At 63.8% G+C, this 16,973-nt stretch carries 13 protein-coding genes; all 13 read right to left on the bottom strand.

The window, feature by feature from the left end; translation table 11 throughout:
• Positions 1–12: 12 nt before the first annotated feature.
• The 13 genes from ftsZ to AC13F2_RS12480 all read right to left on the bottom strand — a co-directional run bounded on the left by ftsZ (position 13) and on the right by AC13F2_RS12480 (position 16,939).
• Positions 13–1,728, bottom strand: a complete 1,716-nt coding sequence (gene ftsZ / locus AC13F2_RS12540) for a cell division protein FtsZ (RefSeq protein WP_103022599.1) — start codon at positions 1,726–1,728, stop codon at positions 13–15.
• 134 nt (positions 1,729–1,862) lie between these two features.
• Positions 1,863–3,149: a cell division protein FtsA gene (gene ftsA, locus AC13F2_RS12535; RefSeq protein WP_103022598.1), complete on the bottom strand. Its 1,287-nt coding sequence runs from the start codon at positions 3,147–3,149 to the stop codon at positions 1,863–1,865.
• Positions 3,149–4,057 (bottom strand): cell division protein FtsQ/DivIB, encoded by a 909-nt coding sequence (locus AC13F2_RS12530; protein ID WP_221597819.1) that lies wholly within the window; start codon positions 4,055–4,057, stop codon positions 3,149–3,151. Before AC13F2_RS12530 ends, ftsA begins: the two co-directional genes overlap by 1 nt.
• Complete coding sequence (locus tag AC13F2_RS12525) at positions 4,050–5,024, bottom strand: D-alanine--D-alanine ligase (protein ID WP_482965382.1); 975 nt, start codon at positions 5,022–5,024, stop codon at positions 4,050–4,052. The genes AC13F2_RS12530 and AC13F2_RS12525 overlap by 8 nt, the downstream gene beginning before the upstream one ends.
• Before the next feature lie 9 nt (positions 5,025–5,033).
• Entirely contained in the window at positions 5,034–5,960 is a 927-nt protein-coding gene (gene murB / locus AC13F2_RS12520; RefSeq protein ID WP_482599721.1) for a UDP-N-acetylmuramate dehydrogenase, read from the bottom strand.
• A gap of 44 nt (positions 5,961–6,004) precedes the next feature.
• Positions 6,005–7,429 carry a UDP-N-acetylmuramate--L-alanine ligase gene (gene murC / locus AC13F2_RS12515; protein WP_221597821.1) on the bottom strand — a complete coding sequence of 475 codons (1,425 nt, stop codon included), beginning with the start codon at positions 7,427–7,429 and terminating at the stop codon, positions 6,005–6,007.
• Complete coding sequence (murG, locus tag AC13F2_RS12510; RefSeq protein WP_103022594.1) at positions 7,426–8,646, bottom strand: undecaprenyldiphospho-muramoylpentapeptide beta-N-acetylglucosaminyltransferase; 1,221 nt, start codon at positions 8,644–8,646, stop codon at positions 7,426–7,428. The genes murC and murG overlap by 4 nt, the downstream gene beginning before the upstream one ends.
• On the bottom strand, positions 8,643–9,920 hold the full coding sequence (locus tag AC13F2_RS12505) for an FtsW/RodA/SpoVE family cell cycle protein (protein ID WP_234003058.1): 1,278 nt from the start codon (positions 9,918–9,920) through the stop codon (positions 8,643–8,645). Before AC13F2_RS12505 ends, murG begins: the two co-directional genes overlap by 4 nt.
• Before the next feature lie 5 nt (positions 9,921–9,925).
• Positions 9,926–11,218, bottom strand: a complete 1,293-nt coding sequence (murD, locus tag AC13F2_RS12500; protein WP_482965381.1) for a UDP-N-acetylmuramoyl-L-alanine--D-glutamate ligase — start codon at positions 11,216–11,218, stop codon at positions 9,926–9,928.
• Entirely contained in the window at positions 11,215–12,285 is a 1,071-nt protein-coding gene (gene mraY, locus AC13F2_RS12495) for a phospho-N-acetylmuramoyl-pentapeptide-transferase (RefSeq protein WP_103022591.1), read from the bottom strand. Before mraY ends, murD begins: the two co-directional genes overlap by 4 nt.
• 18 nt (positions 12,286–12,303) lie before the next feature.
• A complete protein-coding gene (locus tag AC13F2_RS12490) occupies positions 12,304–13,770 on the bottom strand; it encodes a UDP-N-acetylmuramoyl-tripeptide--D-alanyl-D-alanine ligase (protein WP_397490129.1) in 1,467 nt (488 codons plus the stop codon).
• A complete protein-coding gene (locus AC13F2_RS12485) occupies positions 13,767–15,239 on the bottom strand; it encodes a UDP-N-acetylmuramoyl-L-alanyl-D-glutamate--2,6-diaminopimelate ligase (RefSeq protein WP_482965380.1) in 1,473 nt (490 codons plus the stop codon). Before AC13F2_RS12485 ends, AC13F2_RS12490 begins: the two co-directional genes overlap by 4 nt.
• A complete protein-coding gene (locus AC13F2_RS12480) occupies positions 15,236–16,939 on the bottom strand; it encodes a peptidoglycan D,D-transpeptidase FtsI family protein (RefSeq protein WP_103022588.1) in 1,704 nt (567 codons plus the stop codon). Before AC13F2_RS12480 ends, AC13F2_RS12485 begins: the two co-directional genes overlap by 4 nt.
• Positions 16,940–16,973 lie beyond the last annotated feature (34 nt).

The raw sequence follows: 16,973 nt of genomic DNA, 5'->3' as shown, positions 1-16,973 counted from the left end.
ACGCGGTCGCAATTACTGATTGTTCTGGCGACCGAGAAAACGCGGGATGTTGAGCCCCGAACCATTGCCATCGTCGTCATCGTCGTCGCTATCGTCTTCGGGACGCGTTGCTCCGCGCGACAGATTGGCCATGCGTTCGAACAGCGTATTGCCCGGCAGCGAGCCGCCGCCACGTTCGCCGGAGCCGGAACCGCCGCCCGAACCGCCTTCTTCGTTCCCGCCGGATTCGCCGGGCACCAGCGGACGACGGCGTCCCGGCTTGGTTGCCAACGGGCTTTCGCCCGCGACATGTTCGTCACCGAGTTCGAATTCGTCCTGCGAATTGCCCGCCGGGTCGGAAAGGTTGAGCGGTTCGCGCTCGTCGCCCCAGCCATCGTCGGTCGGCGCACCGCCGAAGCCGCTGTCGTCTGCCGGTGCAGGGACGGAATCTTCGTCGTCGAAACGCTCGGTCCGTTCGTTACGCAGCCCGGCGAGAGGATCGACGATATCGTCGACATCGTCATATTCGTCTTCGGCGTCGTCGTTCAGCGAGCGCGACGTGGCGGGCGACAGGCCGAATGGCTGTGCACTATCGTCATCGGCCTCGTCAGTGAGGTCGAAAGCATCGGCTTCGGCCGGCTCCGGGTCGGCAGACAGGCCTTCGTTCAGTTCGAACGGCTCGTCTTCCGGTTCGCTACGGTTCGGCAGGTCGAGCACGGGGCGCTTCGGCGCACTGCTTTCGCGCATCGAGAACGAACGCGACGGGGCTGCCGCGATCGAACCGTCATGTTCGATACCTGTCGCAACGACCGATACGCGGATCTTGCCATCGAGATCGGGATTGAACGCCGAACCCCAGATGATGTTCGCATCTTCGTCGACCAGTTCGCGGATGTGATTGGCCGCCTCGTCGACTTCGAGCAGCTTCATGTCCTCACCGCCGATGATCGAGATGATCACACCCTTGGCGCCGGTCATCGACACGCCGTCGAGCAGCGGATTGGCGATGGCGCGCTCTGCAGCTTCGAGAGCGCGGTTGTCGCCTTCGCCTTCGCCGGTGCCCATCATCGCCTTGCCCATTTCGCTCATCACCGAACGCACGTCGGCAAAGTCGAGGTTGATCAGGCCCGGCATGACCATGAGGTCGGTAATCGACCGCACGCCCTGCTGCAGCACCTCGTCGGCAAGCATGAACGCTTCCTTGAAGGTCGTCTCGGCCTTGGCCACCAGGAACAGGTTCTGGTTGGGGATGACGATCAGCGTATCGACGTGCTTCTGCAGCTCGTCGATGCCCGCTTCGGCCGCGCGCATGCGGCGCGTGCCTTCGAACAGGAACGGCTTGGTCACGACGCCGACGGTAAGCACGCCCTTCTTGCGCGCCGCCTCTGCGATGACGGGTGCGGCACCGGTCCCGGTGCCGCCGCCCATGCCGGCTGCAATGAAGACCATGTTGACGCCGTCCATCGCGTCTTCGATCTCTTCGACCGTTTCTTCAGCCGCGGCCTTGCCCACTTCGGGGCGCGCGCCCGCACCGAGGCCGCCCGTGATGTCGGGGCCGAGCTGGATCCGCTTGTCGGAAGGCGAGGTACTCAGAGCCTGCGCGTCGGTATTGGCGACGATGAACTCGACGCCTTCGATCTGTGCCTGCATCATGTTGGCGATCGCGTTGCCGCCGGCACCACCGACGCCCACGACCATGATCTTGGGACGAAGGTCGTCGTCCGATGCCGGTCCGATATTGATGCTCATTCAAGAGTCCCCGTAGAATTCAAAAGTCGCCCGTGGGCGTTATGTCACAACTCTGGCATAAAGCTAATCGCAGGTCGAAGCGATACTTGCCTTATCCACAAGGGCTAATGGCGCAGTAACGCTGTGATACAACCTTAAAAATACTCACGCACCGCTTGAAACACACGGTTGACCAGACCGATGCCGCGATAACGGTTGGTCGGCTGATAGCGCGGGCCGACCGATCGGATGTCGACCGGGTCGTCCGCGGCATAAAGACACAAGCCCGCCAGCGTCGCGAATCCGGGCGTTGCATGCGCTTCGGGCAGGCCCTGCAATGCCGGCGGCTTGCCGATCCGGACCGGGCGCCCCAGCGCGCCCTGCATGAATTCGGCGACGCCGTGCAATTCCGCACCGCCGCCGGTCAGCACCACCTGTCCGCCTTGCGCGCCGGTAAAGCCCATCGACTTGAGCGCCTTGCCGATTTCCGTCGTGATGATGCCCAGCCTGTCGGTGACGATCGACACCAGTTCCGCCCGGGCGATCCGGTTGTGTTCGTCCGCACCGCGCGCCAGCCGCCCGCCGGGGTCCTCGCCGGGGCCGTTCACAGGGATCATCTCGCGGTGATCGGTCGGCGTCGCGATGGCCGAACCCGAAACGCATTTCAGCCGTTCCGCCTGGCTGCGCCGGATGCCCAGCGATGATGCGATCGCATCGGTGATGTCGTTCGAACCGATCGGAATGGATTTCAGTCCCAGCAGCATGCCTGCCGCATGCACCGACACATTGGTGACCTGCGCCCCGATCTCGACCAGCGCCACACCCAGATCGCGCTCTTCGCGGGTGAGGCAGGCATAGGCCGCGGCAAGCGGGCTCGCCACCACGCCCTCGACATCGAGATGCGCGGTCTGCACCGCCTCGATCAGATTGCGCACCGGCGCACCTTCGGCCAGCGTCACATGGACATCGACGCCCAGCGCTTCGGCGTGCAGGCCCTTGGGGTTCGCCACGCCATGCGCCCCGTCCAGCGTGTAATGCGCCGGCTGCGCGTGCAGCACCATGCGCCCGTCGGGATGCAGATGGTCGCGCGCGGCATACAGCAGGTGTTCGATATCGTCCTCTTCGATGCGCCGCCCACCGATGGCGATCTCGACGCTCGATATCTTGCTCGACAGGCCCGCGCCCGCACAGCCGATCCACACGCTCTGGACCGATGTGTTGGCATTGGCTTCCGCCTTCTCGACCGCGGTGCGGATCGCATGGCTTGCCGCGCGCATGTCGGCGACATAGCCGCGCTTGATGCCTTCGCTGGCCCGGTGGCTGGAGCCGAGCACGACCATCTCGCCGCCCTCCGCCTGCCCCATGATCATGGCCGAAACCCTGAACGAACCGATATTCACCGCCCCGAAGACCCGGGTAATGCGCGGCTGCTGGGTTGCCACTATTGAGCCCTTCCGTTCAACGCCATCTGCTTCGGGCACGGCCCGTCCGCACAGCGCAGATAGGCCCGGTCGGGAACGCGCATGTCGATCGCGATCGGCTTGCCTCCGATCAGGCGGTGCATCCCGTCGAGCTGGGCAAATTTCACCAGCGCCGGCGCGCCGAGATCGCCTTCGGGAAGCGCGAGCAACTGCCCGGTCTTGAACGTCAGGTTCCAGCGCCGGTTACCAACCCACTGGGCAGACGCGATCTGCGGCTTCAGCGCGGGCGCTGCATCGAGCAGCCGGCCCAGTTCCTGCACCTGCCGCGCCGCGCCCGGCCCTTCGATCAGCAGCTTGCCTTCGGCTGCCTTCGCGCTGATCGGCTCGAGCTCGTGGCCCTCGGCATCGATTAGCACCAGCCGGTCGGGCTTGCGCAGCACCGCATGCGGAACCCGCTCGACGATATCCACCTTCAGCGTATCGGGCAGCTGGCGCGAAACGCGCGCGTCTTCGACCCAGGGAAGCTCCAACAGGCGCGCGCGCACATCTTCCAGATCGACCAGCGGCATCGGGCGGTCCTGCTCCGCCAGTACCCGCTCGTAGACCAGCTGCTCGTTCATGCGCTCAACGCCCGAAACCCGCACCCGGCTGACCTCGAAACCGGATCGCGCGGCCGATTTGGACAGTTCCGCCTTGGCCAGTTCCGGCACGCCGGCATAGCTCGCGATGGTCCAGGCAATCGCCAGCCCGGCGACGATGATCGCGCCCAGAAAGAACCTGTGCCACTGCTCTTCGGTAAACGGCAGCGCGGCCATGGCGCGATCGAACAGCCCGCTGGTGTGGCTGCGCGCCGCGCGGGCTTTCTGGCTGCGATTGCGCGCCGCTGCGGAACGGCGCACCCCGGTGGGTTTGCGCGTGACCTTAGCCATCGCCGCCCCCGGGCTTCACCGCGTGATCGCGCAATGCAGCGGCAACCACCAGTTCGCACAATTCGCCATATTCGATGCCGGCAAAGCGCGCCTGCTCGGGCACCAGGCTCAGCGGCGTCATGCCGGGCTGCGTATTGGTTTCCAGGACGAACAGGCCATCTTCGCCCTGCTCCTCGTCCCAGCGGAAATCGGTCCGGCTGGTCCCCCGGCACCCCAGCGCCTTGTGCGCCTTCAGCGCATATTCGAGGCAAAGATCGGTAATGTGCTGGGGGATTTCCGCGGGGCAGATGTGATCGGTCATCCCATCGGTATATTTGGCTTCGAAATCGTAGAACCCGCTCTTGGGTTTCAGCTCGGTCACGCCCAGCGCGCGCGGGCCGCCTTCGAAATCGACCACGGCCGACGTCAGCTCGCGCCCCTTGATATAGGGTTCGGCCAGCAGTTCGGCGAATTCCTGCCACGGGCCCTTGGCATCGGGCATGATCGGATTGCCGTAATTGCCTTCATCGGTGATGATGGCGACGCCCACCGAACTGCCCTCGTTGACGGGTTTCAGCACATAGGGGCGCGGCATCGGGTCGCGCTCGTGCAGTTCCGCACTTTTCACGATCCGCCCGCCGGGCATGGGGATGCCGTGCGGTACCAGCGCCTGCTTGGTCAGCTGCTTGTCGATCGCGATGACCGATGTCGCCAGGCCCGAATGCGTATAGGGCACGCCCATCAGGTCGAGCATGCCCTGCACCGTCCCGTCTTCGCCCGGCACGCCGTGCAGCGCGTTGAAGACGACGTCCGGTGCCACCTCGGCGATGCGCGCGGCAACCTTGCGATCCATATCGATGCGCGTGACCGTGTGGCCGCGCTCTTCCAGTGCCTTGGCCACGCCTTCGCCCGACATCAGGCTGACCGGCCGTTCATTGGCCCAGCCACCCATCAGAACCGCAATATGAAGTTTGGGGAGATCGCTCATGTCTATTCCTTACGGTCGCCCCACTCGTTGAATTTCCCATTCCAGCAGCACGCCCGAATGTTCGTAGACGCGGCGCTTCACCAGTTCGCCCAGCCCTTCGATGTCAGCGCTGGTGGCATTGTCGACATTGAGCAGGAAGTTGGTGTGCTTCTCGCTCACCTGTGCACCGCCCAACCTCAGCCCGCGGCACCCGGCTGCATCGACCAGCTCCCACGCCTTCTTTCCCGGCGGGTTCTTGAAAGTGGATCCACCGGTCTTGGTGCGCAGCGGCTGCGAATTTTCGCGCGCTTCGCCGATTTCGTCCATCTTCGCGCCGATTGTCGCAGGATCGCCTGGCTCGCCCTGAAACCGCGCGCGGACGACCACAGCCGCGTCGGGCAAGGCGGAATGACGATAGGTATAGCGCAGATCGGCTGCGGGAAGCGTCACCAGCCGGCCGCCCGGCAGGATCACGTCGCAATCGATCAGCACGTCGCTGACTTCGCGGCCATAAGCGCCGCCGTTCATGCGCACGAAGCCGCCAACGGTGCCGGGAATACCGCGCATGAACTCGACGCCTGCAATCCCTGCATCGCGGGCGGTGGAAGCGACGAGTATGCCGTGCGCGCCAGCCCCGCAGGTCAGCCTATGGTCCTCGCCCACTTCGATACTGGCAAAGGGCTTGCCCAGCTTTACCACCACACCCGGCACGCCGCCGTCGCGCACGATCAGGTTCGACCCCAGCCCCAGCGCCATCACCGGAAGATCGCCGTCCAGCCGTTCCAGGAACAGCTTCAGATCGTCGGTATCGGCCGGCTCGAACAGCCAGTCGGCGTGGCCACCCGCCTTGAACCAGACCAGCTTGGCCAGCGGCGCATCGGGCGTCAGCTTGCCGCGCAGACCGTAGGTGTCGATGGGCGCGATGACGCTGCCTTCGACTTCGCAGTCGGGCGCCATGCCGCTATCCCAGTTCCACACATCGTCGGGCTGCTCCATCTCGCTCACGATGTCGTCACCTTCGCGATGCCGTTGGCAAGTCCCGCGGCCCACTGGGTGATATCGCCTGCGCCAAGGCAGACCACGAAATCGCCGGCACGCAGATCCTCGACCAGCTTTTCCGCCAGATCGGTCTCGTCTGTCACCGTGCGTGCCGCCCGGTGGCCGCGCGCTTTCAACCCTGCGACAAGTGCGTCGGCATCGACGCCGTCGATCGGATCCTCGCCCGCGGCATAGACCGGGGTGACATAGACTTCGTCCGCCGCATTGAAGCAGCTCTGGAAGTCATCCATCAGATCGCGCAGGCGGGTGTAACGGTGCGGCTGGACCACCGCGATGACGCGGCCTTCGCCTGCGCTCTCGCGTGCGGCAGCCAGCACGGCCTTGATCTCCACCGGGTGGTGGCCGTAATCGTCGATGATCGTGGCAACGCCGCCGCCGCTGGGAACTTCGCCCACCTTGGTGAACCGCCGACGGACACCGCCGAATGCGGAAAAGCCATTGCAGATGATCTCGTCGGGGCAGCCCATTTCGATCGACACGGCAATCGCGGCCAGTGCATTCTGGACATTGTGGCGCCCGGGCATCGGCAGTCGCACGCCTTCGATCCGGCGGTCTTCCTTGCCGCGCCGGCGCACGATGACGTCGAACACATTGCCTCCGGCATCCGGGCGCACGTTCACACCGCAGATATCGGCCTGCAGATTGAAGCCATAGGTCACGACGTTACGGTCGCGGACCTTGCCGATCACGGCCTGCACTTCCTCGTGATCGATGCACAGGATCGCCGCGCCATAGAAGGGGACATTGTGGATGAACTCCACGAACGCGTCCTTTACCCCGTCGAAATCGCCATAATGGTCCAGATGCTCGGGATCGATATTGGTGACTACCGCGATGGTGCCGTCCAGCCGCAAGAAGCTGCCGTCGCTTTCGTCGGCCTCGACCACCATCCATTCGCTGTCGCCCAGCCGCGCATTCGAACCATATTGTTCGATGATCCCGCCATTGATGACGGTCGGATCGATATTGCCTGCATCCAGCAGGGCAGCGATCATGCTGGTCGTGGTCGTCTTGCCATGCGTACCGGCCACGGCCACGGTCGATTTCAACCGCATCAGTTCGGCCAGCATTTCCGCACGGCGCACCACGGGAATACGGTTTTCCAGCGCAAAGGCGACTTCGGGGTTGGTACGCTTCACCGCGGTAGATGTTACGACGACCGCAGCGCCTTCGACGTTTTCGGGGGCATGGCCGATGGCGATCTTTACGCCGCGCTGGCGCAGCCGTTCGACGGTCGCGCTCTCCTTCATGTCGGAACCCTGCACCGTATAGCCCAGGTTCGCCATCACCTCGGCGATGCCGGACATGCCGATGCCGCCGATGCCGACGAAGTGGATCGTGCCGATATCTGTCGGGACGCCTCTCATTCCGACATCTCCCGTGCCGCACGCTTGCCATGGGCCTGCCTCATCGCCTGACCGGCAGCGATGCCTTGCGATGCGCCGCGCGCATTGTTTCCGCCCACGCGGATGACATCCATCATCTCTGCCCCGCCGAAGCTTTCGACCAGATCGGCCAGGTCTTCGACGGCCTTTGGTCGCCCGCAATTCCAGGCCGCATGCGCGGCATTGGCCAGTCCTTGCGGATTTTCGGCCAGCGCCTTGATCTGCTTGGCCAGTTCCTTGCCCGTAAAGCGTTCCTGGCGGATCATCCGTGCCCCGCCCGATTTGGACAGTTCGCGCGCATTGGCCGCCTGATGATCGTCGGTCGCGATTGGCAGTGGCACCAGTATGGCAGGCCGTCCCACAGCGGTCAGTTCCGCTATGGTCGATGCCCCGGCCCGGCCGATAAACAGATGCGTATCGGCAAGCCGCGCGGCCATGTCCTCGAAATAGGTCGCCAGTTCGGCCGGTATGCCATGATTGCGATAGCGTTCGCGTACGGCATCGAGATCTTCCGGGCGGCACTGCTGCGTCACCTGCAACCGCTGGCGCAGCGCGGGCGGAAGCATGGACAGCCCATCGGGCACCACTTCGGACAGCACACGCGCGCCTTGGCTTCCCCCGGTCACCAGTACGCGCAGCAGGCCGTCTTCACCGAACGCCGGGAAAGGTTCTTCACGCAGCGACAGTACGCCCGCGCGCACCGGATTGCCGACAAGATGCACTTTCTCGGCGTGCTTGGCGTCCAGCCGCTGCACTTCGGGATAGGCCGTGGCGATCGCATTGACCCGCCGGGCAAACAGGCGGTTCACCCTGCCCAGAACGGCATTCTGTTCATGCACCACGATAGGCACGTCTGCACTGCTCGCGGCAAGGATGGTCGGCAGCGAAGGATAACCGCCGAAGCCAACGACGGCGCTCGGCTCGAAGCTTTCGAACAGGCGCAGCGCCATGCGCCGCCCTTCCAGTACCGCCTTGATCCCTTTGATCCAGGTCAGCGGGTTCTTGCCGAACCGGCCGGCCGGGATGACATGGGCGGGCAGGAAATCGGGCTTGCCGGGAATCTCCGCTCCGCGCGTATCGGTGATCAGCGCGACGTGGTGGCCGCGCCGTTCCAGTTCGGTGGCAAGTGCGAAGGCGGGCAGCAGATGCCCGCCGGTCCCGCCCGCGGCAAGGACGTAATGGCGATTGGCGCCGGTCATGGGTGGATCTCCCGGCGAACACTGCCCGTCTGGCTTCTGATCGGGTTCGTCTGGTCTTTCATCGGGGCCGTCTGCCCCATGCCGAACAAATCGCCAAGCCCCTTGGTCCGGCTTTTCAGGAACGGATTTCGCCGCGTGATTGCCAGAAGCAATCCGATGTTCAGGCAGATGGCGATCGTGGAAGACCCGCCATAGCTCACCAGCGGCAGCGTCATCCCCTTCGACGGGAACAGCTGCAGGTTGACCAGTATGTTGATGAACGCCTGCCCACCCAGCAGGGCCGTCAGGCCCGCTCCGGCCAGAAGCGCGAAGAGGTCTTCCTCGTCGATCAAGCGCAGCAGCACCCGCGCCACGATTGCCAGATACAGCAGGACGATCAGTCCGCAGGCGATCAGGCCGAATTCTTCGCCGATGACGCTGAAGATATAGTCGGTATGCGCCTCGGGCAGGCTCATCTTGCGAATGCCCAGACCGTAACCCGCGCCCAGCCAGCCGCCCGCCACGATAGTGCGTGCACCCAAATCCACCTGATCGTATGCGGTTCCGCCGCCGATGAAGCTGTCGATACGGTGGCGCGCATTGTCATAGAGGAAATAGGTCGCCGTCAGCACGGCCAGCACGCCGCCGATGACCGCGCCCAGCCGCTTCACGTCGATCCCGGCGAGGATCATGGCGACGAACCAGACGCCGCCGAACAGGATCGTGCCGCCGAAATCGGGTTGCATCATCATCAGCGCTGCGATCAGCGCCACATATCCGGTCGCGATGCCGGCCACCGGCATGTTCGGATCGCGCATCCGCCATGACAGGATCCACGCGGTCGCAATGGCGAAGCCGGGCTTGAGGAACTCGGACGGCTGGAACTGCATGCCCAGGCTTATCCAGCGCCGCGCGCCATTTATCTCGACCCCGACGAAGGGGACGATGAACAGCAGCGCTGTCATCCCCGCGGCCAGCAGCAGGCCGAAGCGCCGCGCATTCTCCCGCGTGAGCATCGATATGCCGAGCATGGTTCCGATGGCCAGCACCTGCCAGGCCAGATGGCGATAGAAGAAATACAGCGGGTTCAGCGTCTCGCTGCTGGTCGACAGCCGGTTGGCGCTCGCCGGGCTCGCCGCGGCAACGGCCACGGTGCCCAACCCCATCAGCAGCAGCACCAGCAGCAGCAGCACGCGATCGATCTCGCGCCACCAGATCTTCAGTTCGGACCAGCGCGACAATTTGCCTTTCGGCATATGCGCCGGTTGACGCTTGCCGGGAACATAGGGCTGCATGGTGCTCATCTGAGCGCCTCCACCAGTTCGCGGAAATGGTCGCCGCGCGCTTCGAAGTCGCGATACTGGTCGAAACTGGCGCAGGCGGGCGACAGCAGGACGGTGTCGCCCGACACGGCTGCGTTCGACGCGTCGAACAACGCTTGTTCGAGCGTAACTGAACGTTTGATCGACACCCTTTTTTCCAACAGTCCGGCGAACTCGTCGCCCGATTTGCCGATGGTATAGGCGGCCTTCACATGGCCCAGTTCGGCCTCGCACTCGCCTAGGCCCGGCTCTTTCGCCAGCCCGCCAACGATCCAGTGAATGTTCTCGAAAGCCGCCAGCGCCGGGGCCGAAGCGGCTGTATTCGTGCCCTTGCTGTCGTTGACATACGCCACCCCGCCGATCTCCGCGACCCGCTCCATACGGTGCGGAAGGCCCGGATACGTGCGCAAGCCTCCGCGGATCTGATCGATCGGAATGCCAAGGATGTCGCACGCCTCGATCGCAGCTGCTGCATTCTCGCGGTTGTGGGATCCTGCCAGGGATTTCCAACCATTCTGCTCGTCCGGCGCAATCCCTCTGTGCTGGAAGACGTCCTCCAGAATGCTGGCGATCGACCCTTCCGCGAACTGTCCGAGCGAGCGCGCATCGGTAAAGCGCGCGATGGAATGCTGGCCCCGCCTCTGCATCGCAAACAGCCGTGACTTGCTCGCCGCATAGGCGTCGAAACCGTCATACCGGTCCAGATGGTCCGGCGTGATATTCAGCAGGATCGCCACATCGCAAGCGAGCGAAAAAGTCAGGTCGATCTGATAGCTCGACAGTTCCAGGACATAGACCCCGCCTTCCGGCAACGGCTCCTGCTCGAGGATCGGCAGACCGATATTCCCACCCATCGCCGTGGGCACGCCCGCCGCCTTCAGGATGTGATGAACCAGCGCGGTGGTGGTCGATTTCCCGTTCGTACCGGTTATGCCGACAACCTTGTGCGACGGCAATTCCGACCGCGCCTGCGCGAAGAGTTCGATGTCGCCGATGACCGGCACGCCATAACCATCCGCATGCGGCTTGATCGGGTGCGTGTTGAGCGGAACGCCGGGACTGACGACGACGCCCGCAAAACCGGTTAGGTCCGCCTCCAGCGGATCCCCGATGGCGCAGCGCCCGGCAAAAGGCTCGCGCGCCTCTATGCGGTCGTCCCATACCAGCACCTCGGCTCCTGCCGCCAGCAGCGCCTCGACCGTGGCCCGGCCGGAACGCGCCAGTCCGAGAACGGCGTACTTCTTGTCCTTCCAGGCGGATGAAGTGATCATCGCAGCTTGAGCGTCGCCAGCCCCATGAGTGCAAGCACGATCGCCACGATCCAGAACCGGATCACGACCTTGCTCTCCGACCAGCCAAGCTGTTCGAAATGGTGATGGATCGGCGCCATGCGGAAGACCCGCTTGCCGGTCCGCTTGAACCAGAAGACCTGGATGATGACGCTCAGCGCCTCGAACACGAACAGCCCGCCGACCACCGCGAGAACGATCTCGTGGTGTGTGGAGACCGCAACTGCGCCGAGTGCGCCGCCGAGCGCCAGCGACCCCGTATCGCCCATGAATACGGCAGCGGGCGGCGCATTGAACCAGAGGAAAGCGAGGCCAGCGCCCATGATAGCGGCACAGAAGATCGCCAACTCACCCGCACCGGGAACATGCGGGATGCCGAGATAGCTAGAAAAATCCACGCGGCCTACGAGATAGGAAATGAGCGCGAATGTCCCGGCCGCAATGATAACCGGCATCGTCGCCAACCCGTCCAGCCCGTCAGTCAGATTGACCGCATTGCCCGCCCCTACGATCACGATGGCCGCGAAGACATAGTAGAACGGGCCCATTTCCAGGCCGAGATTATTGAAGAACGGGACGTATAGGAACGTGTTGATCTGGCTGACGGCGAGATAACTCGCCACGCCCGCAACCGCGAATTCCATCAATAGCCGGACCCGGGCCGAAACCCCCTTGTGGCTCGACTTCGTAACCTTGTCATAATCGTCCAGGAATCCGATCAGGCCGAAGCCGAGCGTCACCGCGAGCACGGCCCAGATGAACGGATTGCGCAAATCCATCCAGATCAGAACGGCCAGCGACAGGCTGATCAGGATCATCAAGCCGCCCATTGTCGGCGTACCGCGCTTGGCCAGATGGCTCTGTGGGCCATCTTCGCGGATCGGCTGCCCTTTGCCCTGCCGCACCCGAAGCATGTCGATGAAGCGCGGGCCAATGACGAGCCCGATGACGAGCGCGGTCATCAGCGTCGCCCCGGCGCGGAACGTCTGATAGCGCACGAGGTTGAAGATGCCTTCGAAATTCAACCATTCGGCGAGGAGGTATAGCAAATCGGCCTCTCGTCGCGCCTAGCGGGCGCGGATGAAATGATCCACGAGCCGGCCAAGACCGACCGAGTTGGAGCCCTTGACCAGCACGGCATCGCCTGCGACGACACCGAAGTCTTCGAGCAGCTCGATCGCCTCGTCGGCAGTTCGGCAATGCGCCCACGCAATGGGCTTGCCAAGGACGGAACTCTCCGGTTTCCCCAGTTCGCGTGCGAGGGCGGACATCTCTTCGCCAACCAGAATGGCATAATCGACATCGGCAGCCAGCACCGGCTCGGACAGAGCGGCGTGAAACTGGGGGCCGAAATCGCCCAGTTCCTTCATCGCCCCGAGTACGGCAATGCGGCGCCCCGACGGCGTCTGGCCAAGCTGCGCCAAAGTTGCGCGCATACTGGCCGGGTTGGCGTTGTAGCTTTCGTCAATCAGCAGCGCTTTGCCGCCGGGCACATCGATGCCGTGACGCGCGCCCCGCCCCTTGAGCCCACCCATCTCGGCAAGCGCCAGCCCGGCTGCCGCCATATCGCCGCCCGCAGCGCGTACAGCAGCCATTACGGCCAGCGAGTTCACGACCCAGTGATCGCCAGGTTCGGCAACGGTGTAACACAGCCGTCCTTCAGGGAATTCGCACGTCACGAGGCTGCCGCCGTTGGCGCTCGGAATGGCATCCAGCAAGCGAACGTCGGCAAAACGTGCCCTTCCGAAGCTGACGACCTTTGCGCCCGCGCGCAGGGCGGCCAGCTTGAGTTGTTCGTAATGCTCGGTGTCGGCCGGGATGACGGCGGTGCCGCCTGGCTCCAGACCGGCAAAGATCTCGGCCTTGGCTGCAGCGATCGCCTCCATGCTGCCGAGATTTTCGATATGTGCCGGGGCTATCGTGGTGATAACCGCTACATGCGGGCGAACCTGGGTAGTCAGCCCTTCGATCTCGCCAGCATGGTTCATGCCCATTTCGAAAATGCCGAAGCGGCTGCGCGCAGGCATACGCGTCAGGCTCAGCGGCACACCGACGTGGTTGTTGTAGCTGCGGGTGGAACGATGGGCTGCACCGCGGCTCGCGCGTTCGAGACTGGCGAAGATGGCTTCCTTTACGCCGGTCTTGCCGACCGATCCGGTCACGCCGATAATCTTCGCTTCCACACGGCTGCGCGCTGCACGGGCAAGCGCCTTCAGCGCTTCAGTCGTGTCATCGACCAGGATGTGGGGCCAGTCGATCGGGCGATCGACGATCGCGCCCGCAGCGCCGTTGGCGAAGGCTTTCTCAAGGAAGCGATGGCCATCCATCGCTTCGCCCCTGAGCGCGACGAACAGATCGCCATTGACCACGTCCCGGCTGTCCATTTCGACCCCGGCAACCTGAAAGTCATGGCTGGCCGTACCACCTACAGCGTCGGCAATATCCTTTGCCGTCCACAGCGTCAGCGGTAGGCGGTCGCGCGGATCGGCAGGCCACTCAATATAGGCCGGATGTCGCAGGATTGCCGCGCTCATGCATCACCTCTGGCGATCTGCGCAGCGCACTTGCGCGCAACCTCGACATCGTCGAAAGGCAGGACCCGCATATTTTCTCCCGATCCGATGATCTGACCCGTTTCATGTCCCTTGCCGGCGATGAGGACGATATCGTCCGCACCTGCTTCGGCGATGGCTGCAAGGATGGCTTCGCGACGGTCGCCTATTTCGCGTGCCTGCGGCGCTCCCTCAAGCACCTGGCGGCGGATATCCGCAGGATCCTCACCGCGGGGGTTATCGTCGGTCACGATTACGACATGGCTTGCCTTGGCCGCCGCCTCGCCCATGGGTGCCCGCTTTCCGTGATCCCGATCCCCGCCGGCGCCGAACACGGTGATAAGGCGGCCCGTAACATGCGGCTCGAGCGCCTGGATCGCCGCTTCGAGCGCATCGGCGGTATGAGCGTAATCGACATACACCGGCGCGCCCGAAGGCGCGATGACCGCGCGTTCAAGCCTGCCACGAACGGGTTGCAGACGGGCAACGGCATCCCAAACCAACCCCGCATCGAGACCGGACGCGAGTGCAAGCCCTGCTGCAGTGAGCGCGTTGGAAACCTGATAGGCGCCGATCAGCGGCAGATTGATCGTCCGGCTCTTGCCCTCATGCTCAACGCTCAGCGACTGCCCAAGCTGGGTCGGCTCTCTTTTCGTAAGGCGGATCGTTTCGCCCTGTTCGCCGACAGTCATGATCTTCAAACCGCGCGCCTCGGCATGGTTCACCACGCGGGCATTCCAGCCGCTATCGCCAGATCCCATCCACACGACTGCGGTCGCATCGTCTCCCACAACCTCGTCGAAGAGCCGCATCTTGGCGGCGAAATAGTCTTCCATATCCGCGTGGTAATCGAGATGATCGCGGCTGAAATTGGTGAAGCCCGCTGCTTCGACGGACACGCCCTCGTTGCGGAATTGCGAGAGACCATGGCTCGACGCTTCGAAAGCCACGTGTGTCACACCTTCACGCGCCAGGCCGCTCAAGTTCGACAGGAAGGTCACGATATCCGGGGTGGTCAGGCCAGTGGAGACGCTACCATCGGGGGTGGTGACGCCCAACGTACCGATGCTCGCGGCCCGTTCACCTGCCATACGCCAGATCTGGCGAGTCATTTCGACAGTCGAGGTTTTGCCGTTCGTACCTGTTACCGCGACGATATGCTGCGGCACCGGGGTGAAGTACCGGGCCGCCAGCGCCGCAAAGGCACGGCGGGGGGTGTCGTCGGCAATGTGGATGGCACCATTCACGACAGCTTCGGGCCGGGCCACAATGGCGACCGCGCCGCTTTCTATCGCTGCGGGAATGAAATCCTCGCCATTGACCTGCGCGCCTTGAAACGCACCGAAAACCGTTCCCGGGGCAACCTTGCGATTGTCGATCGCGAAACCCGTCACATTGACGTCGGCATCGCACGCGATCCCCGCAGCAGCACAGAGCTTGGACAGCTTCACCGGTTGGCCTCCGGGATAAGCGGCTTGATGTCGGAGATGTCGACATCGCGCGTATCGTCGGGGCGCACGCCAATGAGAGGTCCGATGCGCGGCACCAGTCGGCCCACGATCGGCGCGGCGTTCCATGCGGCGGTGCGCTGATAGGAGCTAGCGACCGTCCCACGCGGTTCGTCGAGCATGGCGATGACCACGTAGCGCGGACGATCCATCGGGAACGCGGCCGCAAAGGTCGAAACCAGTGCAGTGCGACGATAACCAGCCGAACCGCCCGGCTTTTCGGCCGAACCCGTTTTGCCGCCGACGCGGTAGCCGGGTGCGTCCGCATTGCGTCCCGTGCCATAGATCGAGATCGCACGCAGCAACTGGCGCATGCGGCTAGACGTGGACGCCTTGAACACGCGGCGGCCCTTCGGCGCCTCGCCCGGGCCCAGTTTCTTCAGCGTGGCCGGGCGCCAGATGCCGCCGTTGACCATTGCCGCATAAGCACTTGCCAGATGAAGGGGGGTCACAGCGATGCCATGCCCATATCCCACGGTCATCGACCGCAGACGTGGCCATTTCTCGCCGGGCCAGATCGGGAAGCCTTTTGCCGGCAGTTCGATATAGGGCCGTTCGTTCATGCCCAGATCCATCATGTAACGACGCATCCGCTCAGGTCCGAGCTCGTCGACGACGCGGGCCGTTACAGTATTGGACGAATGGATCAGCGTTTCCACGACATTCAGGGTCGCGCCCATGTCGTGGCTGTCCTTGATGCGGAAGCGTCCCGCTTTGACCGGGGTTGCATCCCACCGTCGGCCAAGGTCACGGACCACGCCAGCGTCGATCGCCGCGGCGACCGACAGCGGCTTGAATGTCGATCCCAGTTCGTAGACCTGGTTCGTAACGCGGTTGAACATTAGCTTTTCCCCCCGCGCGTCGATCTTGTTAGGATCGAATTCGGGCAAAGATGCGAGTGCCAGCACCTCGCCGGTGTTCACATCCAGAACGATGCCGGCCCCGCCTTGCGCCTGTACGAGCTTCATCCCGCGGCGCAGTTCATCTTCGAGTGCGCCCTGAACACGGGAATCGATCGACAGGGCGATGGGCGTGCCGCGCGTAGCTGGATCGGACAGATGTTTGTTGAAGACCTGTTCCATCCCCACGCGCCCGTCGCCGTCGGCGGCAACATAGCCGAGGACGTGAGCCGCCATCGATCCTTGCGGGTAATGGCGATCGGTTTCCGTCGGCATTTCGAGCGCCAGCTCACCGATTTCCTGAACCCTGTTCGCCTCTTCGGGCAACACGCGACGGCGAATGTAGCCCTGCTTGCCAGCAGCAAATTGCGCAGCGACGGCCTTTTCGTTCAGATCCGGGAAAATCGCTTTGAGTTTCGCAGCAACGACTGCCGGTTCGCGCACCAGCGGTGTACCGCCCTCGCCCAGCGCTTCGGGATTGAACCACAAAGCGTAAGCTGGAAATGCGCGCGCCAGCGGAATACCGTTGCGATCCGTAATCTCGCCCCGTGGCGGAAGGAGCGCTTCTTCGAGCGATGTCCCCCTAAGGCCTTCATCCGACATGCCGAGATAAGCGATGCGGACCAGCGCAAGCATCGCGATGAAGGCAAACCCCAGAACGACCCACAAGACCCGCCAGCGCGCGAGTGTGAGCGATTGCTGGCGAATGGTGACAAGCTGGACCCGGCCGGAGGCCACCGCCATGCTGACTGCACCATGCCCGCTTTTTCCCGCGGCA

Source organism: Qipengyuania sp. L-5Y, from assembly GCF_056859455.1.
The sequence above is the reverse complement of the archived record's forward strand: the minus strand, read 5'-3'. Positions and strand labels throughout refer to the sequence as shown.

What these genes read in the sequence shown, in the direction of transcription:
- AC13F2_RS12490 (WP_397490129.1), bottom strand. Translation starts at nt 13,770, where the DNA reads ATGAGCGCGGCAATCCTGCGACATCCGGCCTATATTGAGTGGCCTGCC.
- AC13F2_RS12525 (WP_482965382.1), bottom strand. Translation starts at nt 5,024, where the DNA reads ATGAGCGATCTCCCCAAACTTCATATTGCGGTTCTGATGGGTGGCTGG.
- AC13F2_RS12530 (WP_221597819.1), bottom strand. Translation starts at nt 4,057, where the DNA reads ATGGCTAAGGTCACGCGCAAACCCACCGGGGTGCGCCGTTCCGCAGCG.
- murG (WP_103022594.1), bottom strand. Translation starts at nt 8,646, where the DNA reads ATGACCGGCGCCAATCGCCATTACGTCCTTGCCGCGGGCGGGACCGGC.
- murB (WP_482599721.1), bottom strand. Translation starts at nt 5,960, where the DNA reads ATGGCGCCCGACTGCGAAGTCGAAGGCAGCGTCATCGCGCCCATCGAC.
- murD (WP_482965381.1), bottom strand. Translation starts at nt 11,218, where the DNA reads ATGATCACTTCATCCGCCTGGAAGGACAAGAAGTACGCCGTTCTCGGA.
- murC (WP_221597821.1), bottom strand. Translation starts at nt 7,429, where the DNA reads ATGAGAGGCGTCCCGACAGATATCGGCACGATCCACTTCGTCGGCATC.
- ftsZ (WP_103022599.1), bottom strand. Translation starts at nt 1,728, where the DNA reads ATGAGCATCAATATCGGACCGGCATCGGACGACGACCTTCGTCCCAAG.
- AC13F2_RS12505 (WP_234003058.1), bottom strand. Translation starts at nt 9,920, where the DNA reads ATGCAGCCCTATGTTCCCGGCAAGCGTCAACCGGCGCATATGCCGAAA.
- AC13F2_RS12480 (WP_103022588.1), bottom strand. Translation starts at nt 16,939, where the DNA reads ATGGCGGTGGCCTCCGGCCGGGTCCAGCTTGTCACCATTCGCCAGCAA.